This window comes from Actinocrispum sp. NPDC049592 (genome assembly GCF_040675465.1).
Taxonomy (GTDB): Bacteria; Actinomycetota; Actinomycetes; order Mycobacteriales; family Pseudonocardiaceae; genus Kibdelosporangium.
Map to the genome: position 1 here is coordinate 30,047 of NZ_JBFAPA010000025.1, position 26,149 is coordinate 56,195.

The window sequence follows — 26,149 nt, forward strand, 5'->3', positions numbered from 1 at the left end:
CACTCCCTCACCAAGCGGGGGTCTTCCCCGGATCGGCTGGATCTTACGGGAGCCCACCCGGCGGCGCCTGGGCAAGTACCTTGACAGGACTGGCGATCGCCCTACGGATTTTCCGCAGTGGACGGTTCGGCGATGTCCAGGGTGACCTTCGACAGCGGGCAGCCCACGCAGGTCAGCACGTACCCGTCGGCCTTTTGTCGGGATGTCAGGCAGTTCGGGCCGTTCATGGCGACCTCGCCGGTGCGGAGGAGGACCATGCAGTCGCCGCAGTTGCCGACCGTGCACGAGTAGGGCATCGGCATGCCCGCCGCGAGTCCGGCGTCGAGGAGGGTCTGGCCGGGTTCGACTATCACGGAGCCGATGTCGTGCTGGCCGTCCTGGATGATCATCTGCTGGGGCGCGGTGGTCGTGGTGATGTCCGCGCCGCTGGTGTAGCGCTCGTCGTGGACGTGATCGGCGGCCACACCTCGCTCGGTCAGGACGTTGTGGACGGTGTCCATCAACGGCTCGGGTCCGCACAGGTAGTAGTGGGCGTCTTGCGCCGGTCGCAGGTCGGTCAGCCAGTTGTGGAGCGCCGCGGTGTCGAGTCGTCCTTGCTGCCGGGTCAGAACGTGGGTGACTGTCAGCCGGCCGGGGTTCTCCTTCTCCAGTCTGAGCAGCTCGTCGGCGAAGATGATCTCTTGTTCGGTGCGGTTGCTGTAGAGCAGGGCGATCCTGTTGGTGGCGGGGATCGCGAGGAGAGCCCGGATCATGCTCATCATCGGTGTGATGCCGCTGCCCGCGGCGATCAGGACTCTGTCGTGTTCTGCCGCCAGGTCGGTGTGGAACGACCCGGACGGGCCGCGCAGCGACAGGCGGTCCCCGGCGCGCAGGGTGTGGTGGATGTGGCTGGAGAACCGGCCGCCTTCGACGTGCTTGACCGTGACCTCCAGGTGGTTTTCGCCGGGCGCGGACGAGGCGGAGTAGGCGCGGCGGGTTGGTCTGCCGTCGATGTCGGTGATCAGCGTGAAGAACTGGCCGGGCCGGAAGTCGAAGGAGCCGGTGCCGTCTTCGAGCACGAGCGTGACCGCGCTGGGTGTCTCCCTGCGGATTTCGGCGATCCGTACTTCTCGCAACGGGTCTGCCATGACGGGGCTTGCGGTCTGTGCGACGACCTCGACGGCTTCGTAGCCTTCCTTCCGCAGCCCGGACCGGTAGGCGCGGTTCATCACCAGCCGCAGCATCCGGCCGATCCCTGGGATCCCGGTGACGATCTTGAGCACACGAGCGAGCACACCCGTCTGGGCCATGTTCGCCGCGAGGTGGTCTCCGGCGATCGCCAACAGGTCCGGTGCGGTGCCGCGCTCGACGTGCGTGGTCCATACCCGCGAGCGCGTGAGGGCTTCGCTGGCGGTCACTTCGGCGTGTTCGACGTCGATGAGCAGCGCCGCGTGCGGGGGCATTCCCCTTAGTGCCAAGGTCTTGAGCAGCTCAGGGTCGTCGGTGATCATGCCTCGGCCGCGGACGTGCAGGACGCCGGTCCGGCCTGGGACGAGAGCAGCGAACGAGAGCCGGTCGTCCTGGACCAGGTTGCGCAGGCTGTCCGCGCGTTTGTTTCCCTTGCGGTCCGCGATGATCAGCGTTCGGCCATCGAGGATTCGCGCAACGGTCGGCCAGTCTCCGCGCGGGCTGGTGTCGCTGCCACCATCTTTGTCCCAGGTGGACAGTGCCAGAAACGGCGCAGCTGCAAGGAAGTCTGCGACACCTGGCGCGCACAACGGGCCCTCGCCTTGGACCTCGGGTGTCGGCGCGGGAGCCGACGGTTGCCATAGGCGCGAGCGGATGACAGCCTGCGCGCAGTGTACGTAGGCCTCTTTGACGTCGACGAAGGTCTCGGCGCCCTTCCGCTTGGCTACGGAACCGTTGATACGCAACGTTTCGCCGACGCCTGGCAGGAGGAAGACGAACGACACCGGGCCGTGTGCTTCGCCGTCGGGCAGGGTGAACGAGATCCGCGTGGATGAGTGGACGCCCACGAACCCTGGTGTGCCGCCGATGAACGTCGTGCGGCTGACGCCGTCGGCGTCGCGGTAGCCGACCGCCGCGAGCGGGCACTGCGCCAGGACGGTCCGGCAGCCTTCGTCCAGGGCGCTGATCTGCTTGAGCATGATCATCGACGCTGGGCGCCCCATGATCGCCCCGACCTCTTCGACGGTCGCCACACGGCTCTTGTTTTCCCAGGTCATAGGACTATTGTGAGCATTAGCTCAGGTTTTGGCTACTCGCTTTTGCCGCCGTTGAGGAGGACCCGGATGCCGCCGGCCGACCGCCGCTTAGAGCCACGTCGCAAGCCCCGTCAGGTGCGCGCCGAGCTGACCCGCGAGCGCATCCTCGCCGCGGCTGCTCACGTTTTCGCCGAGCACGGCTACGCCGCCGGCACCACCAACCGCATCGCCGAGCGGGCCCGGATCTCGATCGGCTCGCTGTACCAGTACTTCCCGAACAAGGACGCCATCCTCGCGGAGCTGCTGGTCCAGCACATCGACCGCGGCACGTGGACCGGCGCCGACGAGCTCGACCTGTCCCCCGGCACGCTGGAGGCGACGGTCCGGGCGATCATCCGCGACGCCATCGACAACCACAGCGACGACCCCCGTCTGCTGCGCGTGATGATCGAGGAAGCCCCTGTCTCCCAAGAACTCGTCGAGGCCGTCGACCGCCACGGCAAGCTCCGCGCCGCCCAGATCCGCGACATCATCACCGCCCACCCCGACACCCACCTCGGCGACCCCGACGTCGCCGCCGACCTCATCCTGTTCACCGTCGAGATGAACACCCACAAGTTCATGGCCGCGCCGCGGAACGTCCCCGTCGAGACCTTCGAGAACGAACTGGTCGCCATGATCACCCGCTACCTCAGCGGAGATCGGTAACCCAGGCGGCGACCGAGCCCATGGTTGCGAAACGGAGAGTGCCCCCGGTATTGTCCCGACTTAACCGGGGACGCTCTCCGTTTGAAGCTGGGGTGGATGATGAAGCTGGGCAGGGTTGGGGTGTGGACGATGGACTTCGACGGTCATCCGGCCGGGGCGGTCCGGGACGCCGTCGCGGAACTGGATGAGCTCGGGTATGGGGCGCTATGGCTTGGGGAGGCGTTTGGGCGGGAGGTGTTCGCGCAGGCCGGGTTGATGTTGGCGGCGAGCCGGCGGATGGTGGTGGCGACGGGGGTCGCGAACATCTTCCTGCGGCATCCGCTGGCGACGGTCAATGCGCAGAACGCTCTGGCTGAGGCGTATGACGGGCGGTTTCTGCTCGGGCTGGGCGGGCATCGCACCACGGACCAGACCGGGATGCGGGGGCTTCCCTTTCACGGCAACGCCTTCGAGGTGATGACCGAGTATCTGGACACAATGGACTCGATCACCTACCAGGGCCCGCCGCCGGCCGCACCGCCGAAGCGCGTGCTGGGGGCGTTGGGGCCCAAGATGATCGCGTTGTCCGGCGAACGGGCGTGGGGCGCGCACACCTACCTGGTGACGCCGGACCACACCGCGAAGGCACGGGAGATCCTTGGCCCGGACGCGATGCTGGCCGTGGAGCAGTCCGTCATTCTCGACACCGACCTGGCGAAAGCCAAGGAGCAGGCCAAAACCACCGTGGGGTTGTACGCCACCTATGCCCGGCATCAGCAGAACAACATGCGGCGTATGGGTTTCTCACCCGAGGACCACGATGGGTTGGCCGATGCCCTTGTCGCGTATGGGGATCTGCCACGGATCGCCGCCCGCGTGAAGGAGCACTTCGACGCGGGCGCCGACCATGTCTGCGTTCAGGTGCTCACCGACGACAAGAGCAGCCTGCCGCTCGGCCACTGGCGGGAACTCGCCACGATCATGGCGTAGCCGCACCGGTCTGGATCACCGGCTGGCTGCCGCGGTCGCCACACAGCACGACGAGGAGGTTGCTGACCAACGCGGCCTTGGTCGGCTCGTCCAGTTCGACGAGGCCGAGCTCGGACACCTTGCCCAGCGCCAGCTGAACCATGCCGACGGCGCCTTCGACGATGCGGAAGCGGGCCGCGACCACGGCGTTGGCCTGCTGGCGTTGCAGCATCGACTGGGCGATCTCCGGCGCGAACGCGAGGTGGGTCAGCCGGGACTCGACCACGCGGACACCCGCGGCCTGCACCCGCTGGGCGATCTCCTCGGACATCCGCCGGGTGATCTCCTCGGCGTTGTCGCGCAAGGAAAGGCCACGGCCGTGCGAGTCGTACGGGTAGGCGCCGGCGATGTGGCGGACCGCGGTCTCGGTCTGGGCCGCGACGAACGCCATGAAGTCGTCCACTTCGAACAGCGCCCGGGCGGTGTCGGCGACCTGCCAGATCACCACGGCGGCCACCTCGATCGGGTTGCCGTCCGCGTCGTTGACCTTGAGCACCGAGATCTCGGTGTTGCGGATCCGGATCGACACCGTCCGTTTCGAGGCGAACGGGTTGGCCCACCGCAGACCCTGGTGCCGCACGGTGCCGGTGTAGCGGCCGAGGAACTGGATCACCTTGGCCTCACCGGGCGACACGGTCATCAGCCCGCGCGACACGATGAAGCCGAGGATCACCAGCCCGACACCCAGCGCCATGGTGGACTGCGCCGGTTTCCCGGTCGCCCGGTAGATCAGCAAACCTCCGCCGCCGAGCATCAGCAGGACCAGCAGGAGCATGATCGACCCCGGCGGGGTGAGACCACGGCGTTCTTGAAGGTTCATGCCCGTGGATGCTAGGTCGGCAAGCCCACGCTCAGGCCCGCCACGACCGAAGAGGACCGAAGGTCCGCCCAACAGTGCGAAGCGTCAGCTCTCCAGCCAGCCGTGCGCGTGCGCGAGCTTGGCGATGCGCTGGCGGACCTGGACGATCTGGGCCGCGGTCAGGGTGGGCGCGGCCTCCAGTAGCGCCTCCGTCAGCTCCTGCATCAGCTCTCTCGGGGACAGCACGTCGCACATCACGTCGTCGTCCGCGCTGGACGACGGGCCGGACGAACGGGACGGGCCGCGTTCGAGCACCCGCACCCCGGTCGCCTTCAGGCCACGGTCGCCCTCGACCACGTCGAACTCGACCGTGGTGCCGGGGGTGAACAGGAACTTCTCGTCGCGGAGGTCGTTCGCGTGCATGAAGACGTCTTCGCCGCCGTCGTCGGGTGCGATGAACCCGTAGCCGCGAACGTCGTCGAACCTCAGTACCTTGCCGGAAACCACACAACACCTCATCAACCGCACAAACAGTCTTTGGCGAAGGTTACCCCATCAGCTGCGCAACCGGTGATCGAGAGCCGTGTACCGCCTGCCGGTGCTGGCTGTGCGCACCGCCTGGCCGATCGCCTTGGCCGACCCGACCAGCACGACGAGCTTCTTCGCCCTGGTCACGGCGGTGTAGAGCAGGTTGCGCTGGAGCATCATCCACGCGCTGGTGGTGATCGGGATGACCACGCAGGGATATTCGCTGCCCTGCGAACGATGGATGGTGACGGCGTAGGCGTGGGTCAGCTCGTCGAGCTCGCTGAACTCGTAGCCGACCTCCTCGTCCTCGTCGGTGCGCACGTAGAGCTTCTGCTCCTCGGCGTCCAGCGCGGTCACCACGCCCATGGTGCCGTTGAAGACGCCGTTCTCGCCCTTGTCGTAGTTGTTGCGGATCTGGGTGACCTTGTCACCGACGCGGAACACCCGTCCGCCGAACCGGCGTTCGGGCAGGTTCGGTGTGGACGGTGTCAACGCCTCCTGCAGCAACGTGTTCAGCGCGGCCGCGCCCGCCGGGCCGCGGTGGGTGGGCACGAGGACCTGGACATCCCGGCGCGGGTCGATGCCGAACTTGCGCGGGATCCGGTTGGCCACGATGTCGACCGTGAGCGCCCCGGTCGCCTCGGTGTCGTCCACTGAGAACAGGAAGAAGTCCGTCAGGCCCTGGGTGATCGGCTGCTCGCCGGCGTTGATCCGGTGCGCGTTGGTGACCACACCGGACTCCTGCGCCTGCCGGAAGATGTGGGTCAACCGGACATTCGGGATGCGGGTGTCCGGGGCGAGCAGGTCCCGCAGCACCTCCCCCGCGCCCACCGAGGGCAGCTGGTCCACGTCGCCGACCATGAGCAGGTGTGTGCCCGGCGCGAGCGCCTTGACCAGTTTGTTCGCCAGCAACAGGTCCACCATGGACGCTTCGTCGACCACCACCAGGTCGGCCGCCAGCGGCCGGTCGCGGTCGAACGCGGCCTCTCCCCCGGGCTTGAGCTCCAGCAGCCGGTGAACCGTGCTGGCCTCGTGCCCGGTCAGCTCGCTCAACCGTTTCGCCGCGCGCCCGGTCGGCGCGGCCAGCACGACGCGGGCCTGTTTGGCGGTGGCGAGTTCCACAATGGACCGGACGGTGAAGCTCTTGCCGCAGCCCGGACCGCCGGTGAGCACGGCCACCTTGCTCGTCAACGCGAGCTTCACGGCCTGTTGTTGTTCCGGCGCGAGGGAAGCGCCGGTTCGCTTGCCCAGCCAGGCCAGCGCGCGGTCCCAGTCGACGGTCTGGAACGAGGACATCCGGTCCTCCGCGCCGTCCAGCAGCCGGCGCAGCTGCCCGGCCAGCGAGATCTCGGCGCGGTGGAACGGCAGCAGGTAGATGGCCACCTCGGGCTCGTCCGCCGGGACGATCTCGCGGACCACGCCCTCCTCGTCGATCAGCTCGGCCAGGTAGTCGATCACCAGACCGGTGTCCACCTGCAGGATCTTCACCGCCTCGGCGATCAGCCGCTCCTCGGGCAGGTAGCAGTGCCCGTCACCGGTCGACTCGGACAGGGTGAACTGCAGGCCGGCCTTGATCCGTTGTGGACTGTCGTGCGGGATGCCGACGGCTTTGGCGATGGTGTCCGCGGTGCGGAACCCGATCCCCCACACGTCGGAGGCCAGCCGGTAGGGCTCGGTGCGCACGACGTCGATGGCTTTGTCGTTGTACTGCTTGTAGATCCGGACCGCGAGCGACGTGGACACACCCACGCCCTGCAGGAAGACCATCACCTCTTTGATGGCCTTCTGTTCCTCCCAGGCGTCCGCGATCAGCTTGGTGCGTTTCGGGCCGAGCTTGGGCACCTCGATCAGCCGCTGCGGCTCGTTCTCGATCACGTCCAGCGCGTCGACCCCGAAGTGCGTGACGATCTTGTCCGCCAGCACCGGCCCGATGCCCTTGATCAGCCCGGACCCGAGATAGCGGCGGATGCCCTGGATGGTCGCGGGCAGCACGGTCGTGTAGTCGTCGACGTGGAACTGCTTGCCGTACTGGGGATGCGAGCCCCACCGGCCACGCATCCGGATCGATTCCCCCGGCTGTGCCCCCAGAAGCGCCCCGACCACCGTGACCAGATCGCCGCCGCGCCCGGTGTCCACGCGGGCGACCGTGTACCCGGTGTCCTCGTTGGCGTAGGTGATCCGTTCGAGCACAGCCTCCAGCACCGAACCCTGGAAACCCTCACCCTTGCCCACCCCTGAACGAATACCACACCCGACGTGGAGAACTGTCTACGCCCAAGGTTGAGCGGGTTCGCCGGTGGGGTCGAGGCCGTAGCGGACGATCGCCTGGAGTTCGCGGTCGTCCGGGTGGTCTTCCGCCGCCTGGCCCAGACGCCAGCGTGCTTCGAAGACCTCGCGCACGGCAAGGCGACGAAGCTCGCTGTAGCGGCCTTGCTCGGCTAAGAGCGTGGCCATTTCGTTGGCGGCATAGCCATCGCCTTCTTCCATCAGCGTGGCGAGCGACTGGTGGTCGCCAACGCGGCGGAGGATCTGAGCGCGGAACCGTCGCGAGCTCTTTCCGGCGCTGTCGCCGAACGCTTTGGCCAGACGGCTGGCTTCCTCTTTGTCGCCGTGGTCGGCATGCAGTTCAGCGGCTCGCCGCAAGGCCCATCGATCGCCAGTGCGGGCCAGGCGGTCCCACAGTGTCATCGCCTCAGACACACCATCGTTGTCCAACAACCATTCGGTCAGTTCGCGAGCCGCCGACCAGTCGTCGGCGGCGGCGCGGCTGCGCAACTCGTCGATGTGGTTGTGTGCGGCCAGCCACCGGGCGAGCGAAGACTGTGCTCGTGAGTCGGCGGGATCCCCTGCGCGGCGGCGAAGTTCGTCGACCTTGCCGCTACGGGCAAGCAGATCGGCCAAGTAGGCCTGGATGTCGTCGTTACCCGGATCGGCTTCGTCCATCGCACGCAGGATGCGCAGGGCGTCCTCAGCCAGACCCGCCTCTTCGTACAACTGCACCAGCCCGAAGCCGACCTGACTAACCGACTCCCACCGCCGCAGGTGAGCGGCGGCCCGGTCGCCCTCGCCGTTTTCGAGGAGGTGGTGGACGAGGATGTCCAGCGCTAGATAGTCTCCCCCGTCGGCCAGCTCGACCAGCTCGGAGACCCGGTTCTGCTGGACCAGTGCCTCCTTCAGCGCATACTCGGACGGCGTGATCACCACCGTGGACGGCTCCGGCGGAAGAAGCTTCCGCAGCTCCGTGTCGTCGCCGGTGACCTCCGCAACGCGGCGGGCATACGCGATCGCGAGTTCGCCGGGCTCGTCGTAGCCCAGATAGCCGGTCATCCACCGGAGCGCGGCCGGCTCATCGCGGTCGGCCAGCTCGTCGGCCAACCGGACGGCCTCGGCGGCCCGCCCCGATTCCACCAGGATGTCCGCCAACTTGAGGGTCGCCTTGGCGGTGTTCGCCTTCCGGTAGAAGCGGGCCGCGATGCCGGTCAGCAGGCGCCATTGGGCCACGTTGCCCAGGTTGATCAGCTGCTCCTCGCCGTCGACGAAGTCGACCAGGGCCGTCCACAGAGCGGGCGCGACGAGCTGTCTCGTGCGCAGCTGACGGCCCTGCTGGTCGAGGTAGTCGTGGATGGTCAGCCCGTCCGACGGTCCGGCGCCGGCGTCCCGGCGGTGCTCGGTGAGTGCGGCGACACCGAACTTCTCCGTCGTCGCCGCGGTCATGCCGCGCGCCAGCCAGTCGGCGGGCGGGTTGATCCGGTACCGCCCGTCCAGGTAGCTGGGCGCGGCGGCGAGCAGGAGGCCGGGGGCGATGGGACCGCTCAAGCCCACTCGGCGGGCGTCCAGGGCGGCGGTGGTGATAGCGCGCGCGTAGTGGTCGTCCTCGCTCACCGGCGCCGTGTAGCGCTCGACGAGCTGTGGGCCGCCGGTCATCGTCTGGATGACTTTCCGCTCGTCTCCGGCCTTGTCGATGGCCAGGAGCAGGTCGCGGTCGGTGGCCGGGTCGTCCCGCAACGTCTTGATCAGGTCCCCCGAGAAGGACTCCTCGACATCGATGCGTTCCGCGTGGTGCAGCAGCAGGTCGCGCTCCGCCGAGGCACCGCCCTCGATGCCAGACCAGGTGGTTCGCCACAGCGTGCCCAGGACCACGACCGGTCCCCGGTTCGCGTCGGACAACAACTCCTGGAGTGCCGTCGCGGCCAGCTGCGAGTTGTCGCCGACGAGGTGGTTGTGCAGATCGTTGAGCCACACCACCGTTCGCGGGCCGAACTCGTCGATCTGGTTCAGCAGCGCCGTCGCGGACCGGGGGAACACCAACGGCCACGTCGACAGCTCCGGATGCCGGGAGACCGCTTCGAACAGCGCCCGGGTCTTGCCCGTGGACGAGTCGGCGACCAGGACCAGCATCAGGCTGCTGCTCACCTCGGTGAGGCACCGGTCGAGCGCGTCGTCATGCGCGCGGCGGACGTAGCGGGGCAACGCGGCCTGCACCCGGCCGGACTGGTTGAGCGCCTTGTGAACGTGCAGGTGTTGCGCGGACCACCCGGAGATCGGCCGTCCAGCGCGGGTCTGCACGGGTGGGCGGCGGTCGCGTGACGCGGCCTCCCGGACCCGTTCCACCTCGGCCAGCCACGCGCTGGATGGTTCGGGACCGTCCATCAACGCAGTACAGCCCGCGACGAACGCTTCAACGGTGCTCTCGTTCGGCACTACCTCGCCCTTGGTGAGCTGGTAGAGCGCGCTGCGGCCCACCTCGCGCCCCAGCAGTTCGGCCTGCTCACGGATCTTGTCCACGCCAGGGCGCCCGGCTTGCTCGTGGAGCCCGTCCAGCAGCTCACGCAGTCTCTGAGCGGGGCTTGGCGCGGGCGGCACGTCCACAGGATTAGCACACGGCGTCCGGCGGACGTCCGGCCGGATCCGGGACGGACGAACGGACGGCTCCGGGCCCGCATCCTGCTTCCACCAGGCGAACACGGAGGCAGTGATGATGAGCAAGGGTGCGCGGCTGGTCGCCGGAACCGCGGTGACCTCTGGTTCGCTCGTGACCGCGATCCTCACCAGTCCGGTGCTGACCTACGGCCTGATCGCCGTGATGGTGCTGCTGCTCGTGGGGATCCTGTTGCCGGCGGTCTGGTCGGCGAGGTCGCAGCGGCGCGGTGCCGCGCTCACGGTCATCCAGGTCCTGCTCAACCGCCGCGACGGCCCGGACGGCTCAGGCAGGCCAACTGGCAGTGATTCACGCACATCGTGAGGAGACTGTGTCCGGGCCACCGAACGGACGTAGATCATCGGGCGTATCGTCACTCGACGTGACGAAACCCGTTGACGCACCTGCACGCGGTTTCTTCGGGCACCCCCGGGGACTGGCGAACCTGTTCGGCACCGAGATGTGGGAACGGTTCTCCTTCTACGGCATGCAGGCGATCCTCGCCTTCTACCTGTACTACAGCGTTACCGATGGCGGTCTTGGCCTGTCCAAGGTCACCGCCGCCGGGCTGGTCGGCGCGTACGGCGGCATGGTCTACCTGGCCTCCGTCGGTGGCGCGTGGGTCGCCGACCGGCTGCTCGGGGCCGAGCGGACGGTGTTCTACGGCGGCGTGCTGATCATGCTCGGGCACATCGCGCTCGCCGTGGTGCCGGGCCTCGCCGGAGTCGCCGTCGGCCTGGTGCTGGTGATCGTCGGGACCGGCGGGCTGAAGTCGAACGTCGCCGCATTGGTGGGCACGCTGTATCCGGAGGGTGACGAACGGCGGGATGCCGGGTTCTCGTTGTTCTACATGGGGGTGAACCTCGGCGCGATGTTCGGGCCGATCGTCACCGGGTGGCTGCAGGTGGACATCGGGTTCCACGTCGGGTTCGGCGCCGCCGCGGTCGGCATGGCCGCCGGCCTGGTCCAGTACGTGGTGGGCCGCGGCAACCTCGGCGACGACGCCCGGGTCGTGCCGAACCCGCTGGACGGCCCGGCCAAGGTGCGGTCGTTCTCGATCATCGGCGCGGGTGTGGTGGTCGTCGCGCTGCTGCTGATCACCGGCGTGATCAACCTCGGCAACCTGGCGAAGGTGGTGACCTGGGTCGTCGTGGCGGCCTCGGTGGTCTACTTCGCGATCATCCTGACCAGCAAGAAGGTCACCCCGGTCGAGCGCAGCCGGGTGGTCGCGTTCATCCCGTTGTTCATCGTCAGCTTCGGCTTCTGGTCGCTGTTCCAACAGCAGTTCACCGTGCTGCCGATCTACGCCGACACCCGGGTGGACCTGGACGCGCTCGGCTTCCACATCCCGCCCGCGATCTTCAACTCGGTCGAGCCGGCGTTCGTGATCATCCTGGCGCCGGTGTTCGCCTACCTGTGGACCAAGCTCGGCGAACGCCAGCCCAGCACGCCGGTGAAGTTCTCGCTGGGCGTGGCCGGGATGGGCCTGGCGTTCGTGCTCATGGTCGCCATCAGCTCCACCGGCGCCGGACCCGCGGTCAACCCGCTGCTGCTGGCGTTGGTGCTGGTGGTGTTCGCGCTCGCGGAGATGTGCCTGTCCCCCGTCGGCCTCTCGGTGAGCACCAAGCTCGCGCCCAAGGCGTTCGGCTCGCAGATGGTGGCGCTGTTCTACTTGTCCATCGCGGCCGGTTCGTCGGTAGCGGGTGAGCTGGCGGCGTACTCCACACCGGACAACGAGTCCGCGTACTTCGGCATCCTCGGGGCCGCCGCGATCGTGCTGGGCCTGCTGCTGCTCGCGGTCACCCCGATGCTGCGCAAACTGATGCGGGGCGTGCACTGACGTTAACCGAAAGTAGGTAGCCGCCGGGCAGGCGCGTCCGTTGACTGGGAGGCCGTTGATCCGAGTCCGCGGAGGCTGTGATGGTCGAAGTGAGTCGCCGGACGTTCCTGGCCGGTACCGGGGCGGCGGCGCTGGCAGGGGTGACGGCCCCGCCGGCGGCCGCCGCCACCGGCTCGATCCAGGACGTCCGGCACATCGTCGTGCTGATGCAGGAGAACCGCAGTTTCGACCACTACTTCGGGACCATGAAAGGGGTCCGCGGCTTCGGCGACCGCGGCACGATCCTGCTGCCCGGCGGGTACCCGGTGTTCAACCAGCCGAACGGGCTCGGCCGGCAGTACGTGTTCCCGTTGCGCGGCACGGCAAGCAACGCGGAGACCCTCGCCCAGTGCCAGGGCGACATCGCGCACTCGTGGTCCGACCAGCACGGCGCCTGGAACCAGGGCAAGCTCGACCGGTGGATGGCCGCCAAGAACAAGATCGGCTGCCTGGGCTACCTGGACCGCACCGACCTGCCGTTCCACTACGCCCTGGCCGACGCGTACACGATCTGCGACGCCTACCACTGCTCCGGGCTGACCGCGACCGGCCCGAACCGGACGTTCCTGTTCAGCGGCATGATCGACGCGGCCGGGCGGTACGGCAAACCCGCCAACGACGGCGGTGAGGAGTCCGGCCTGACCTGGCAGACCTACGCGGAGACCCTGCAGAACGCGGGCATCACCTGGCGGGTCTACCAGAACGCCAAGAACAACTACGGCGACAACGCCCTGGCGTACTTCAAGCAGTTCACCTCCGCCCAGCCGGGTTCCCCGCTGTACGACCGCGGGATGTCCAGCGTGCCCGCTACGACGGGAAGCACACCCGACGACATCCTCGCCGCGATCAAGGCCGATACGCTGACCGGGAAGCTGCCGCAGGTGTCCTGGGTGGTGACCGACCAGATCACCTCCGAACACCCGATCGGGCCGCCGGTCAACGGGGAACGGTTCGTCAACGGGCTTTTGCAGTCGCTGGCCGCCGACCCGGACACGTTCAACAGCACCGTCGTTTTCCTGAACTACGACGAGAACGACGGGTTCTTCGACCATGTGCCGCCGCCTTCGCCGGTGAGCGGGACCGCCGACGAGTTCGTCAGCGGCACCCCGGTCGGGCTCGGCTTCCGGGTGCCGATGATCGTGATCTCGCCGTGGTCCCGCGGCGGCTGGGTCAACTCCGAGGTCGCCGACCACACCTCGGTGATCCGGTTCATCGAGACCTGGTCGCACGCCATCGGCAAACCCGCTGACTGCCAGTACATCAGCGCCTGGCGGCGGTCGGTCTGCGGTGACCTGACTTCGGCGTTCGACTTCGCGAACCCGGTGTACGGGCTGCCGCCGCTGCCTACTCCCGGTCCGGCGATCTCGGCGTCGACGTGTGCCGTGTTGCCGAACCCGCAGCCACGCAACAACTCCCAGCCCGTACAGGAGCCTGGCACGAAGCCCGCGCGGGCGTTGCCGTACCAGACCGATGCGTCGATCTCGTCCTGGGACTACGGCAGCAACGGGGGTTGTCAAGCTCAACATCACCATGACCAGCACCGGTTCCCGGGCCGCGCACTTCTCCGCGTACGTCAACGCATTCCGCAGCGGCGCCCCCTGGCAGTACACAGTGAGCTCGTCCACAACGGACTTCTTCAACTGCGGGAGCGGCTTCGGCGACGGCAAGTACGACCTGACCGTTGTGGGGCCGAACCGGTTCCTGCGGCGGGTCACCGGGAATGCTCTGAGTGCGAGCCGTGGCGTGGAGACCCGGTCCCGGATCGCCGTCACCAGCAGTACCGGCAAACTGGCGCTGTGGCTGGACTTCGTCAACGGGTCCGGGTCGGCCGTGACGTTCACGGTGACGTCGAACAACTATCGCGGCGACGGCCCGTGGACCTACGCGGTCGCGGGCGGTCAGTCCACAAGCGACTACTTCGACGCCGTCGCGTACACCAACGGCTGGTACGACTTCACGGTCACGGTGACCGGCGACACCTCGTGGTCGCGCCGGTTCACCGGGCACATCGAGACCGGCTCCCCCAGCGTCACCGGTTAGCGGCTCAGTAGCGGTCCTCCTCCGGGATCATGATCCAGAGGGCGATGTAGATGATGGTCTGCGGGCCGGGCAGCAGGCAGGAGAGGAGGAACAGCAGCCGCACGCGCTTCGCGGGCCATCCCCACCGCCGGGCCAGCGCGGCGCACACCCCCGCGATCACTCGGTCCGTCCGGGGTCTGCTCAATGTCGCTGTCATGCCATCAACACTGCCCCTTCCGGGCGCTCACTGCATCGGTGAAGCCCCGGAAGGGGACCCTGATTCTTCGACGTACCTTGTGACCCACAACATATCCAGCGGCTCGACCGGCTCGGTCCGCACGCACTTGGCGAGCCGGTCCAGGACGGCTTCGGTGTCGATGCCCTTGCCGATCAGGACGAGCTGGGTGGTGGGTGTGGTGCCGCGGGGCCACTTCGATCGGTGGAACCGCAGGTAGTTGCCGACCGTCTGGACGCCGAACCGGTCGGTGTGGCCGGGCACTCCGAAGTGGACGTATCCCTTCAGCCGGTACAGACCGGCCGGGCGGTTGTCCAGGAACTCCATCAGGCGCACGGGGTGCATCGGTTCGCCGGAGGTGAACGACACGGTGTCGTAGGCCGCGTGCGCGTGATCGTCGTGGTCCTCGAGGTCCTCAAAGGACAGTTGACGGGCGGCGGGCAGCTCGCGGGTCTCGAACAGCAGCTCCGGGTCGACCGCGCCGTGGCTGACCGGCAGGATCGGCGCCTCGCCGTTGTGCTCGCGGATCGCGGCGACGACCTCGCCGAGGGCGTCCACGCGGTCGGTCTTGTTGAGTACCAACAGGTCCGCGGCCTTGAGCTGACGGGCGAGATCCGGGTGCTCGGCGTGGGTGGCGGCGAACTCGACCGCGTCGAGAACCGTGATCAGGCCGCCGTACCGGACGTTCGGGATCTGGCTGGCCAGCAACATCCGGACCATGGCCTGCGGGTCGGCCAGACCGCTGGCCTCGATCACGATCACGTCGATCCGCCGCTCGGGCTCGGCCAGCTTGGCCAGCATCTCGTCGATGTCGGAGGTGTCCGCGGCGCAGCACAGGCACCCGTTGCCGAGCGAGATCATCGAGTCGACCTGGCCCGCCACGGCCATCGCGTCGATGCCGATGCTGCCGAAGTCGTTCACGATCACCCCCAGGCGGGTGCCGCGCGCGGCCCTGAGCAGGTGGTTGAGCAGTGTGGTCTTGCCGGCGCCGAGAAAGCCGGTCACGAGGACGACGGGGATCACGGGTCTGATTCTGCTTGCTCGGGCGCTCGCTCCCCCGCCGGGTGGGTTGGCACCGGCGTGTCGCCGTCCCTGCCTGCGGGTTTGTTTCGTCACATCATAATAGAACTGTAGATGTAGTCCCGAATGACGTGTGACGAACGTGCTGGCGACGGGTGGGTGACGGCGCTGGTGGGAAGCTGGGCGCCAACTCTGGGGAGGGACTGTTCGATGCCGTTGCCGCGCAGGACGCCGCCCGGCCACCCAAGGACGACGAAGAGGCGCAGGGCAAGACGGCCAACGCCGAGAAGATGAACGACGCCAGGCCCAAGGCGTTCGACAAGGCCGCGTTCATCAAGGCCGTCGAGGACGCGATCGCGGCCAAGGCGCCGAAGAACCTCGACGAGGCCGGCAAGTTCGCCGATTCGGGGAAGCCCGAGGAGGTCCGCAACGAGGTGCGCGGCCGGGTCGGTGACGGCAAGTCCGACTCCGCCGAGCAGATCGCGACCACGACCGCCGCCCCGCCGGACACGTCAGGCGCGGTGACCAAGCAAGTCGTGCCGATGGCGCCCGACCGTCCACCTGGGACACCCGCCACGCCCAACCCGGCCGACGCCATCCCGGACAGACAACCGTTGTCCGCCACCGACATGTCCGCCGGACCGGCCCAGCTCGACCAGCAGATGGCCGACGCGCAGGTCACCGAGCCGCAGCTGCGGGAGTCGAACGAGCCGACGTTCAAGCAGGCGGTGCAGGAGAAGCACAAGGCCGAGCAGCACTCGGAGGTCACTCCCCCGACGCTGCGTCAAGACGAAGCGGCACAACTACATGCCGCCAGCACGGCCGCCAAACGCGAAGGCACCACGGCGATACAGGTCATGGGGTCGCAACGAGTGCGGACCGGGCAAGCAGCTTCAGTCGCTCCTGCTCATCAATACCAAGACCGCCGTCCGCCTGACTCAAGTCAGCCACAGCTGGATCGACACGACTCTCGGTATCTCCGCCCAAGCCGTTCGCGAGGATCGGATCCTCGACGAAGCCAGCGCGACCGGAGGAGACGTCCGTCGCCTGTGCGACCTGTTCGGCATCAGCGTGAAAGCAGCCGAGCGCTACGCCCACGCAGTCGGGCATCCCATGCTCACAACCACGTCCCCCACCAATCCAACAGAAGTTTGTCGCCGAGCCAGACGACCGACCTGTTTGTCACTAGCCAATTCTGTCGATGAGAGGACGCAGGCCTCCTGGTTGCAACCGCGCGGTCCGGCCACGGACTGCGAGCTCGTTGCCTATACCTTGCTCGCCACCACCATGTAGTTCTCGGCCTTAGGGTTGAACGTGCTCATTTCCGTCTGGAGTCCGACCCGGCCCAACTCGACTTCGAGTTCGTCGTATCGGTAGGGCCAGCTCGACAGCAGTTCGGAGCGGGCAAGAACCGACCCAGCCGTATCCACTTGCGCGATCGCAATCTCGATGTGGTGCTCGTCCTCCCAGTTCGGCGCAATGTCCCAGCGGTAGACCACGACGGCATCGCGACCGTTCCGGCGGACGAGTCGGTCACTGATGTCCAGTCGGGAACCTCTGGCCCTCACGAGTTCCCACGTGCGGGACGTGAGTACCAAGCGCCCGCCACGGCGCAGAAGCCGTGACATCGACTCCAGAGCAGCAACTCTGCCTCGCGCGCCCTCGGCATGGTGCAGGGAGTTGCCAACGCAGAACACCATGTCGAAGGTGTCGTCATCGAAATGGTCGGGCAACTCTTCCCAGTCCGCCCGCACTGTCCGGACAGATGCACCGCACTCCTCAGACAACTCCGCAGTCCGACGAACCATCGCTTCGCTGGCGTCAGTTGCGACAACGTGCATGCCAAGACCGGCGAGGCCAACCGCCAACTGTCCGGTCCCGCACGAACAATCGAGGACGTGAGCGTTCGACGGCAGGAGACTGAGGACGTCATCGAACGACGAAGCGAACTCGACCGGAGCCAGCTTCGCATCTGAGATGAGCCACTCGTACACCTCGGCAAGCGCGATATAGCCACTCACAACTACTACCTCCGTCACGCGGCAGACTCACGGTGGCCATCAGTACATCAGCGGGGCAAGTCGTTTCACCAATAGTTTTCGCAAGGGCAACGCGTCCGCGCATGCCGCTGAGAGCGCACTTCACCGCTGATGGAGGTGCGCCGGCGCGCCAGAACCTGGACTAGACCACGTTCTCGGCTTGGCCACCGGTCAGTGGTCCATCGACTGGCAGCGGGATGCTCCCTTAGTCCTGGCAGACGACCGCTGTTGGCGCCGGGAAATCCGGGCGCCGATAGCGTCTTTTTAGTGCCTAGAACGGCGCTTCTTCCTGCGCCGGCGGCGCGGATCCCACGCATCGGCTGCGGACGGACTCGATCCGGCACTGGTCCGGCTGGCCTTAGCGACCTTGGCTGTCGCGTATCGCAGTGACGGCCCATCTCCTCGACCACCAACTCCACGACGCCGCGATGGATCTGGTCGCGGACGCGATCACCGACCTGATGCCGATGATGACCTGGTTCGCCGGCCACACCCAGCCCGAGTAGCCGTCCACAGTCGACAAACCTACTGGAGTTTCCCGGGGAAGCCGGTGATCGGTTCGCGGAACGTGTAGCCCTGTTTCAGCAGCGCCTGGATCTCCGGTTCCTTGGCGTAGGACCAGCTTTTGTTGAGGTGTGACAGCGGTTCGGACTTGCCGGTGTAGTAGTCGAGGATCTGGATCTCTTTGCGTTGGGCGTTGACCATCATGAAGTCCACCCGTTTGGTGCCGCCGAGGGTGCGCTCGATCTTGGTGACCTGCCAGCCGTTGACCAGGTACTTGCCCTCGTAGGCGCGTTCCAGCTCCTTCATCGCGTTGTGCCAGTCCCGGCCGAACCCCGGTCCGGATGGGTAGTTCTGGCGTTGTGGCCACGGGGCTTTGCCCTGCTGTTGCTGGGTGGGCAGGGGTTGCATCGGCGCGGACTGCGGGCTGGTGCGGAACCTGTTGGGTACCAACACATCCGTGATCGGCTCGCCCCGCAGGTACCAGGCCAGCACCGAGTACCAGTAACCGATCCCGCCCAAGTAGGGGATCATCGAGTCCTTCAGCAGGGCGGGATTGGCCTGGCCGGAGTTGTACTGCGTGGCGGACAGCTCGCCCATGCTGTTCGACAGCTTGGTCTCCAGCTCCGAGACGCGCGGGGCGACGGCGGCGATCCGGTTCTTGGCCTCGGCCATGTCCTCGGCCGTGATCCCGCCATGGGCGCTCCTGGCCACAGTGAGGTACGAGATCAGGTCCTGCACCAAGGTGTTCAGGATCTCACCGACCTGCCGCCGGGCATCCGCGGTGACCTCGCCCGCCATGACGGCCGCCGTGCGCTTGGCCGTGGCCATGGTCGACGCCGCTTCCAGGGCCTGGGCCATCCCGGCGGCGCGAGCGCGATAACTGTCTCCCGAGACACCGCACCAGGTCTTGGTGTCGGTGGGCGCGCAGCCGCCGAGCATCCGGGCGACCTCGCTGATCTTGGCCGCCGCCTTGTCCCACGCGTCGGCGTATGCCTGGATCTGACCAGGGCGCAGCGCCATCCGGTCCTGGGCCTCTTGCAACGGGCGGAAGTCCGGCTCCAGCCAGCCCAGACCCGCGGCGCGGAGCCGATCGACCGGCTTGGTCGTGCTCTGCGCGGCGGCGAACCCGCCACCCGCCGACAGACCCGGCTGGATCCACTTGCCGCTGGTGATGTCACCGAGCAGGCGCCGCGCCTCGGTGAGGTACTGCTCGGCCGCGTCGCCGGTCAGCGGCGCCTGGGAGGCATACGTCGTCATGAGGACGGCACCTCCGAACCAGGCGAGCCCAGGCCTTCACCGGCTTCGGACAGTCCGGCTTTCGTGTCCGCTTCCTGGTGTTCGTACGCGGTGGCGGCGTCCCGGACCTTGGTGCTCTCCGCCGCCAACCCGTCCGAACCGGCCCGTACGGTGTCCTGTCCGGCCTGGCCCAGGGCTTCCAGCGCCACCGCGGCCGCTCGGCCCGTCTCGCCGAACGCGTCGTCCGGCAGGCTCACCGCGCCGTCCAGGACCGACCGCAAGTCGTCCGCGAGTGTGCTCAGCCTGCGCGCATGATCGGCCAGCGCGGCCACGTCGACTTCGTAAGACTCGCTCACCGGCATCCCGCCCTCTTGCCGAGGCAACTACCTCACCGAGTCTGCCAACGACCCGGTGCATGGGCAACGGCCGAGTGTTGCCACTGGCGTTGCGGCTGCGGCACCCTGAATCGGGTGTGGGAGCGTCAGGTCGCGGACAACGCGCGACGTTTTCAGGAGCTGACCGAGCGGGTCGCGCGCCTGCGGATCACCGAGAGCTCACCCGACGGCACGGTCAGGGTCACAGTGTCGGCCAACGGGCTGCTGACCGACCTCGTGCTCAGGGACAGCAGATACCCACGGCCCGCCGCCGAAACCGCCGCGCAGATCATGGACTGCCTTCAGCGAGCCCAAGCCCGCATCCCGGACCTGTTGCAGCACGAGATCTCCAGCACCGTCGGCGCGCAGGACCCCAGCGCACAACTGCTGATCAACGACGCACGGCAGCGATTTCCAGCGCCACCCCCGAGACTTGAACCACGACTGGTGCCGGACGCCGTCCCCGTCCCACCGCGACAGACCACCCAGCCTCGGGACGAGGACGACTGGGACGGACGCGAGATCATGCAGGACATCTGAAACCCGGTCAGCTGGCGGGCCGGAACGGTCGTTGGCAGGATCACCGCGGATGACTGTGATCGGGCGGGACGCGGAACTGGGACGGTTGAGGGCGCTCGTCGAGCGAGCGCGGCTCGGGCAGGGCGGCGCGCTGGTGGTGTGCGGGCCGGCGGGGATCGGCAAGAGTGCGTTGCTGGCGGAACTCGTCCGCGTGTCGGTGGACGTGCAACCGGTCGTTGTCGCTGGAGCCGAGACGGAACGGCATCTCGGGTTCGCCGGTCTGCACCGGCTCCTGCGGCCGTTCCTGGATCGGCTCGACCGGTTGGCACCGCCGCAGCTGCGCGCTCTACGTGTCGTGTTCGGGCTCGCGGACGGCGCCGAACCCGACCGGTTCCTGGTCGGCCTGGCCGCGTTGACGTTGTTGTCCGAGGCGGCGTCAGTGCACCCCGTGCTTTGTGTTGTGGACGATGCGCAGTGGCTCGACCACGAGACCGCTCAGGTGGTCGGGTTCGTTGCCCGGCGGTTGCTCGCCGATCGCGTCGCGATCGTCGTTGCCACGCGGCAACTGTCGGCCTTCGGTGGGCTTGATGTGCTGTCGTTGAACGGCTTGCCCGCGGACGCCGCACGGGAGCTGGTGGGACAGCGGATCGACCCGGCGGTGGCGGAACGGATCATGGAGCAGGCGCAGGGCAACCCGTTGGGATTGATCGAGTTGACGGCCGGGTTGAGCGAGGGCCAGCGCACGGGTGCCGAGCTCCTGCCGGAAGTGCTGCCGCTGAGCCGGCGCCTGGAGGAACAGTTCCGGGCGCGGGTGCGCGAGCTGCCGGAAGCGGTGCGGCAGTGTCTGCTCGTCGTGGCGACCGAGCCCGCGGGTGACGCCGCGCTGCTGCACGAGGCGGCGGCCAGGCTGAACCTTGACCCGGCGGGATTCGGCGAGGCAGTGGCCGCCGGTCTGTTATCGGTCCCTGGACTGGGATTCCGGCATCCGTTGATGCGGTCGGCGGTGTACCACGGCGCCGAACCGGCCGACCGGCGCCGGGTTCACGGGGTGTTCGCGGACATCGGCCGGCTGGGCGAGGACCGGGTCGCGTGGCACCGGGCCGCAGCCGTGACCGGGCCGGACGAGGGTGTCGCCCGCGAACTGGAGGAGGTGGCGGCACGGGTATCAAGGCGCGGTGGGCACGCGAGTGCGGCGGCGTTGCTGCTGCGTGCGGCCGACCTCAGCGATCAGGTCGGCAGTCGCGTGTCGCGGCTGTCGGCGGCGGCCAACGCCGAGATCCGCGCCGGTGCGACCGGTCGCGCACGGCCGATCCTCGACGCCGCCGAGCGGCTTGCCACCGGCCCGGCCGCGGCGCGGGTGCAGTGGTTGCGCGGCATGGTCAGCTACGCGAGCGGTGACCTGGACGCCGCTGTACCGGCCCTGATGCAGGCCGCCGCTGGGATGCGCCGCTACGACGCGGCGTTAGCTCGCCAGACTTTGCACGACGCCATGGCGGCGTGTTTCGTTCAAGGCGCGTACCGGGTGAGGCTGATCGAGGCCGCCCGCGCGATCGTGGCCACACCGGGGTCGGCGGACCTCTTCGACGTGATCCTGGACCGGATCGCGGACTTCGTGCTCGGTGTCCCGGACGCGGCGGAGGCGATCCGCCGCACGCTCGCCCCGTTGACGACCGAACGGGCCGAAGGCCTGCGGCTGTTCGGCGTGGCGTGCATGGCCAGCACGGTGATCGGCGACATGCAGCTCACCTGTGACCTGGCGGACGGGTGGATGCTCGCCGCGCGGACGCAGCACGCGTACCTCGAACTCGCCCGCGCGCTCAACTATGCCGCCGTGTACGAGTGGCATCGGGGGTCGCTGGCGCGCGCGGAGGCGCTCAGCGCGGAGCTGCGCGAGATCGAGGCGGCATACGGGCTTCGCCTCAGCCCGGGCGAGGTGCTGGTGCGGTGCCTTCGCGCGGACGAGGGTGCCGAGGCGGCCGCGATGGAGCTGGCCGGCCAGGCATGGATCGGGCTGTTCGCCCAGTGGGGTCTCGGGGTGCTCTACCTCGGCGCCGGACGGGCCGAACAGGCGTTGCCCCATCTGCTCGCCGCCTGCCCGCCCGGCTCCTACTGGGTTCCGCACGGAGAACCGGACCTGATCGAAGCGGCGGTCCGGGCCGGGGACCTGGAGCTGGCGCGCGACACCTTCGAGCGCTACCGCGCCGGCAGCGGCCCGTCGCCTTTGGTCCTCGGCCTGATCAGCCGCTGTCAGGCCATGGTGGGCACCGACGACGACGCGATCGCCGAGCACTTCGCGTTGTCCGCCAAACAGCTCGAGCAAGCAGGCAGTGCCCTCCAGATGGCACGCACCCAGCTGCTGCATGGCGAGTGGTTACGACGCCGGCGGCACCGGCAGGCAGCCGGCGTCCAGCTCCGTGCGGCCCACGAGCAGTTCAGCCGGATCGGCGCTACCGCGTTCGCCGCCCGGGCCCGTGCCGAGCTGGCCGCGGCCGGGATCGCGGCCGCCGGGCCCGCCCCGCACCAGGCGGTGGCGCTCACCGCCCAGGAACGCCGGATCGCCGCACTGGCCGCGGAAGGCGCGACCAACCGGGAGATCGGCGCGCGGCTGTTCCTCAGCCCCAACACGGTCGACTACCACCTGCGCAAGGTGTTCCAGAAACTCGGCCTGACCTCACGGCGCCAGCTCACCGGGCGGCCGCTGGACTGACTACGTGGTTCACGTGGTCCGCGCGGCCAGGTCGCGCTCCTAGCGTCCCTCGCGATCATCACCGAGAGAGACCGGCACCGAGAGAAACGGACTTCGATGAGCGCGTGGAGCCTTGAGACGCACGGCTCGGTGGCGGTGCTCGCCTTCGGCCGGCCGCCGGAGAACTTCATCGACTTCGCCGCCCTGCTGCAGCTCGGCGACCTGCTGGAGTCGTGCGCCACCGACCTGGAGGAGGTCAGCCTGGTGGTCCTGGCCAGCCGGACCGACGGGTACTTCATCAACCACGCGGACGTCGCCGACCTGGTCAAGGCCGGTGACGGGATGGCCACCCCCGAGGAGCTGGGTTCGTGGAGCCGCGCGCTGCGGCTGCTGGAGGAGATCCCGCAGCCGACCGTCGCGGCGATCGACGGTCTGGCCTCCGGGGGCGGCAACGAGCTGGCGCTGGCCTGCACCGTGCGGATCGGCTCCGAACGCGCCCGGCTGGAACAACCCGAGGTCACCGTCGGCATCATCCCCGGGGGCGGCGGCAGCGTCCGGCTGCCTCGCCTGGTCGGCCCCGGGCTCGCCGCCGAGGCCATCCTGACCGGCCGCCCGTTCGGCGCCGAGGAGGCAGTGCGCGCCGGCTGGCTCACGATGCTGCTGCCAGAGGACGACTTCCTCGGCAACGTGCTGCGTTGGTGTGATGGGGTCGCGGCCGCACCGGTCAAAGCGTTGAGCCACGCCAAGATCTCCATCGTCCAGGGCAGCCGGATGACCTTCGAGGAGGCCCAGCGCCTGGAACTGACCTTGTTCCGTGACGTCGCCGCCAGCAGCGAAGCGCTGCGACAGCAGAACCCCCTCAGCGGGTCGCACGGGTAACGCGCGGAGCAGGCGCCCCTTTCCGTACCTCATGGAAGCCGAACCCGGGTTCGGTTACGGTTCGGCGGGTTGGGCGACCCGTCGATGGCGTGGAGGTTGCGGTGGCGCAGGTGCAGACCGTTCGAGGGCCGATCCCGGTCGAGGCCATGGGGACCGTGCTGATGCACGAGCACGTGTTCGTGCTCAGCACGGAGATCCTGCGGAACTACCCGGAGATGTGGGACGAGGAGCAGCGCATTGCCGACGCGGTCGCGCGGCTGCGCGAGCTCAAGGACCACGGCGTGGACACGATCGTCGATCCCACGGTGCTGGGCCTTGGCCGCGACATCGAGCTGGTGGCCAGGGTGAACGCCGAAGTGGATCTCAACATCGTGCCCGCCACCGGGCTCTACACCTACGGCGATGTGCCGTTCTTCTTCCGGCTGCACGGTCCCGGCACGATGCTGGGCGGGCCGGAGCTGATGGTCGACCTGTTCGTCAAGGACATCACCGAGGGCATCGCCGGCACGCCGATCAAGGCCGCGTTCCTCAAGTGCGCCATCGAGGAGCAGCTCACCCCGGGAGTCGAGCGGGTGATGGTCGCGGTCGCCGAGACGCACAAGCGCACCGGCGTGCCGATCACCGTGCACACCAGCCCCGGCCACGGGACCGGCCTGGTCGCGCAGGACATCCTGCGCCGCGAAGGCATCGACCTCACGCGGGTGGTGCTGGGCCACAGCGGCGACACCGCCGACCTGGACTACCTGCGGCGGCTGCTGGACAACGGCTCCTACCTGGGCATGGACCGGTTCGGGCTGGACGTGTACCTGCCGGGTGACCAGCGGGTCGCCACGGTCGCCAAGCTCGTCGCGGAGGGCTACGCCGACCGGCTGGTCCTGTCCCAGGACGCGTCCTGTCACATCGACTGGGTGCCGCCGGGTGTGCGGGAGCAGATCGCGCCGAACTGGGTCTTCACGCACATCCAGGACGACGTGCTTCCCGCGCTGCGCGAGGCGGGCGTCACCGAGGAGCAGATCACCACGATGCTCGTGGACAACCCGCGCCGCTACTTCACCCCGGCGGGCTGACCCATGATCCAGATCGTGCCGCGGACCGGCGAGAACCCCTTCCCTGCCAACGGAATCAGCCGCGACGAGCACGGCATCGCGCACTACGACGACCTGCCGTCGTCGCTGATCGCGTTACTGCGCGGGCATGCTGAGGCCACGCCCGGCGCCGAGGCGGTCGTGGAGATCGGCGGCGCTCGGCTGACCTACCGGGACCTGTTCGACCAGGCGGCGCGGGTCGCGGGCGGTCTGCGCGCCGGTGGACTGGAGGCTGGTGACCGCGTGGCGTTGCGCTACCCGGCGGGCGTCTCGTGGGTGGTGGCGTTCTGGGGAACGGTGCTGGCCGGTGGGGTTCCGGTGGCCGTCAACACCCGGCTCACCGCGCCCGAGGTCGAGTTCGTGCTCGGCGACGCGGGTGTGTCGGTCGACCTGGACGCCACCACTCCCCTGCCGGACGGTCCACCGTTCGTGGGCGACGCCGGTCCGGACGACCTCGCCGCGTTGTTCTACACGTCCGGCACGACCGGGCGGCCGAAAGGCGTGCCGACCACACATCACGCGTTCCTGAGCAACGCCGAGAACATGATCCGCTGCATGGGGATCGGCCGCGATGCCGGTGCGGCCATGCGGACGCTGATCTCGGTGCCGCTGTTCCACGTCACCGGCTGCAACTCCCAGCTGCTTGTCGCCGCGTATGTCGGCGGCACGGCCGTGATCATGCCTACGTTGGATCTGGGGCAACTGGCCGAGGTGGTCGGTGGCGAGCGGATCTCCTTCCTGGTCACGGTTCCGGCCGTGTATGCGTTGCTGTTGCGGAACTCCAGCCTGGTGGGAGCGGATCTCTCGGCCGTGCGGTGGGTCGGGTACGGCGGGGCTCCGATCGCCACGTCGCTGGTTCGCAAGCTGCAGGAGGCCTTCCCGCGGGCTCGGGTGTTCAACGGGTACGGCATGACCGAGACCGCGTCGCTGCTCACTGTTCTGCCGCACGAGGACGCCGCTGAGCACGCCGACTCGGTCGGTTACGCGGTGCCCGTTGTCGATTTGGCGATCGACCCGCTGGACGGGCCGGACCACGGCGAACTGCTTGCGCGCGGCCCGAATGTCACCGCGGGATACTGGAACCGGCCCGACGCGACCGCCGACACGATCACCGACGGCTGGCTGCACACCGGCGACATCGTCCGGGTCGACGCGGCGGGGCGGATCGCCATCGTGGACCGCGCCAAGGACATCATCAACCGCGGCGGCGAGAATGTGTCCAGTGTGGAGGTCGAGGACGTGTTGTCCGACGCCCCTGGGGTGGCCGAGGTCGCCGTGATCGGTGTGCCCGACGAGGTGATGGGCGAGAAGGTCGGCGCCGTACTGGTCGGCGACGGCCTCGACGTGGACAAGATCATCGCCCACGCGAGCACCCGCCTCGCCGACTTCAAGCTGCCCCCGTACGTGACCATTGTGGACGGTCCCCTGCCCCGCACCGCCGCGGGAAAGCTGCGTAAGGACCAACTGCGCCACGACACCGTCTGGGGTCCGCCACTGCGGTGACGTCGG

General features: G+C 68.4%; 21 protein-coding genes and 1 pseudogene. 12 read left to right on the top strand and 10 right to left on the bottom strand.

The genetic code is table 11. From position 1 onward, the window contains the following. Nucleotides 1-101: 101 nt before the first annotated feature. Complete coding sequence (locus AB0J95_RS45105; RefSeq protein ID WP_364772057.1) at nt 102-2,225, bottom strand: FAD-binding oxidoreductase; 2,124 nt, start codon at nt 2,223-2,225, stop codon at nt 102-104. A gap of 66 nt (nt 2,226-2,291) precedes the next feature. On the opposite strand from AB0J95_RS45105, the gene AB0J95_RS45110 reads away from it, so the two are divergent. Further along, a complete protein-coding gene (locus tag AB0J95_RS45110) occupies nt 2,292-2,912 on the top strand; it encodes a TetR/AcrR family transcriptional regulator (RefSeq protein ID WP_364772059.1) in 621 nt (206 codons plus the stop codon). Between the two features lie 96 nt (nt 2,913-3,008). Then, entirely contained in the window at nt 3,009-3,881 is an 873-nt protein-coding gene (locus AB0J95_RS45115; RefSeq protein WP_364772061.1) for a TIGR03620 family F420-dependent LLM class oxidoreductase, read from the top strand. Here AB0J95_RS45115 and AB0J95_RS45120 read toward each other — a convergent pair. From AB0J95_RS45120 to AB0J95_RS45135, 4 genes are all read right to left on the bottom strand, one after another. Further along, nucleotides 3,871-4,740 carry an SPFH domain-containing protein gene (locus AB0J95_RS45120; protein WP_364772063.1) on the bottom strand — a complete coding sequence of 290 codons (870 nt, stop codon included), beginning with the start codon at nt 4,738-4,740 and terminating at the stop codon, nt 3,871-3,873. The genes AB0J95_RS45115 and AB0J95_RS45120 overlap by 11 nt on opposite strands. Before the next feature lie 84 nt (nt 4,741-4,824). Further along, nucleotides 4,825-5,226 (bottom strand): cold shock domain-containing protein, encoded by a 402-nt coding sequence (locus AB0J95_RS45125; RefSeq protein ID WP_364772065.1) that lies wholly within the window; start codon nt 5,224-5,226, stop codon nt 4,825-4,827. A 48-nt stretch (nt 5,227-5,274) separates the two neighbouring features. Further along, the gene (locus AB0J95_RS45130) at nt 5,275-7,479 is read right to left on the bottom strand and encodes an ATP-dependent RecD-like DNA helicase (RefSeq protein WP_364772067.1); all 2,205 of its coding nucleotides are present in this window, start codon (nt 7,477-7,479) and stop codon (nt 5,275-5,277) included. Nucleotides 7,480-7,515: 36 nt separating this feature from the next. Then, nucleotides 7,516-10,110, bottom strand: a complete 2,595-nt coding sequence (locus AB0J95_RS45135; protein ID WP_364772069.1) for a hypothetical protein — start codon at nt 10,108-10,110, stop codon at nt 7,516-7,518. 115 nt (nt 10,111-10,225) lie between these two features. On the opposite strand from AB0J95_RS45135, the gene AB0J95_RS45140 reads away from it, so the two are divergent. From AB0J95_RS45140 to AB0J95_RS45155, 4 genes and pseudogenes are all read left to right on the top strand, one after another. Then, nucleotides 10,226-10,489, top strand: coding sequence for a hypothetical protein (locus AB0J95_RS45140; protein WP_364772071.1), 264 nt, complete (start codon nt 10,226-10,228; stop codon nt 10,487-10,489). 58 nt (nt 10,490-10,547) lie between these two features. After that, nucleotides 10,548-12,005, top strand: a complete 1,458-nt coding sequence (locus tag AB0J95_RS45145) for a peptide MFS transporter (protein ID WP_364772073.1) — start codon at nt 10,548-10,550, stop codon at nt 12,003-12,005. 80 nt (nt 12,006-12,085) lie between these two features. Continuing rightward, nucleotides 12,086-13,252: pseudogene (locus AB0J95_RS45150) on the top strand (alkaline phosphatase family protein); the annotation flags it as partial. Between the two features lie 322 nt (nt 13,253-13,574). Next, nucleotides 13,575-14,084 carry a phospholipase domain-containing protein gene (locus tag AB0J95_RS45155; RefSeq protein WP_364772407.1) on the top strand — a complete coding sequence of 170 codons (510 nt, stop codon included), beginning with the start codon at nt 13,575-13,577 and terminating at the stop codon, nt 14,082-14,084. A gap of 4 nt (nt 14,085-14,088) precedes the next feature. Here AB0J95_RS45155 and AB0J95_RS45160 read toward each other — a convergent pair whose 3' ends face one another. Next, complete coding sequence (locus AB0J95_RS45160) at nt 14,089-14,280, bottom strand: PspC domain-containing protein (RefSeq protein WP_364772075.1); 192 nt, start codon at nt 14,278-14,280, stop codon at nt 14,089-14,091. Between the two features lie 27 nt (nt 14,281-14,307). Beyond that, on the bottom strand, nt 14,308-15,321 hold the full coding sequence (locus tag AB0J95_RS45165) for a GTP-binding protein (protein WP_364772077.1): 1,014 nt from the start codon (nt 15,319-15,321) through the stop codon (nt 14,308-14,310). Nucleotides 15,322-15,473: 152 nt separating this feature from the next. Here AB0J95_RS45165 and AB0J95_RS45170 point away from each other — a divergent pair, with 152 nt between their 5' ends. Beyond that, nucleotides 15,474-16,523: a hypothetical protein gene (locus AB0J95_RS45170; protein ID WP_364772079.1), complete on the top strand. Its 1,050-nt coding sequence runs from the start codon at nt 15,474-15,476 to the stop codon at nt 16,521-16,523. Nucleotides 16,524-16,583: 60 nt separating this feature from the next. Here AB0J95_RS45170 and AB0J95_RS45175 read toward each other — a convergent pair whose 3' ends face one another. From AB0J95_RS45175 to AB0J95_RS45185, 3 genes are all read right to left on the bottom strand, one after another. Further along, nucleotides 16,584-17,357, bottom strand: coding sequence for a class I SAM-dependent methyltransferase (locus AB0J95_RS45175; RefSeq protein ID WP_364772081.1), 774 nt, complete (start codon nt 17,355-17,357; stop codon nt 16,584-16,586). 525 nt (nt 17,358-17,882) lie between these two features. Beyond that, nucleotides 17,883-19,118 carry a hypothetical protein gene (locus AB0J95_RS45180; RefSeq protein WP_364772083.1) on the bottom strand — a complete coding sequence of 412 codons (1,236 nt, stop codon included), beginning with the start codon at nt 19,116-19,118 and terminating at the stop codon, nt 17,883-17,885. Beyond that, complete coding sequence (locus tag AB0J95_RS45185; protein WP_364772085.1) at nt 19,115-19,453, bottom strand: hypothetical protein; 339 nt, start codon at nt 19,451-19,453, stop codon at nt 19,115-19,117. The genes AB0J95_RS45180 and AB0J95_RS45185 overlap by 4 nt, the downstream gene beginning before the upstream one ends. Nucleotides 19,454-19,567: 114 nt before the next feature. Here AB0J95_RS45185 and AB0J95_RS45190 point away from each other — a divergent pair, with 114 nt between their 5' ends. From AB0J95_RS45190 to AB0J95_RS45210, 5 genes are all read left to right on the top strand, one after another. Further along, a complete protein-coding gene (locus tag AB0J95_RS45190) occupies nt 19,568-20,011 on the top strand; it encodes a YbaB/EbfC family nucleoid-associated protein (protein WP_364772087.1) in 444 nt (147 codons plus the stop codon). A 49-nt stretch (nt 20,012-20,060) separates the two neighbouring features. Then, entirely contained in the window at nt 20,061-22,697 is a 2,637-nt protein-coding gene (locus AB0J95_RS45195) for a LuxR family transcriptional regulator (protein WP_364772089.1), read from the top strand. Between the two features lie 96 nt (nt 22,698-22,793). Next, the gene (locus AB0J95_RS45200; RefSeq protein WP_364772091.1) at nt 22,794-23,555 is read left to right on the top strand and encodes an enoyl-CoA hydratase/isomerase family protein; all 762 of its coding nucleotides are present in this window, start codon (nt 22,794-22,796) and stop codon (nt 23,553-23,555) included. A gap of 101 nt (nt 23,556-23,656) precedes the next feature. Next, complete coding sequence (locus AB0J95_RS45205) at nt 23,657-24,622, top strand: phosphotriesterase-related protein (protein ID WP_364772093.1); 966 nt, start codon at nt 23,657-23,659, stop codon at nt 24,620-24,622. A 3-nt stretch (nt 24,623-24,625) separates the two neighbouring features. Next, complete coding sequence (locus AB0J95_RS45210; RefSeq protein ID WP_364772095.1) at nt 24,626-26,143, top strand: AMP-binding protein; 1,518 nt, start codon at nt 24,626-24,628, stop codon at nt 26,141-26,143. Nucleotides 26,144-26,149 lie beyond the last annotated feature (6 nt).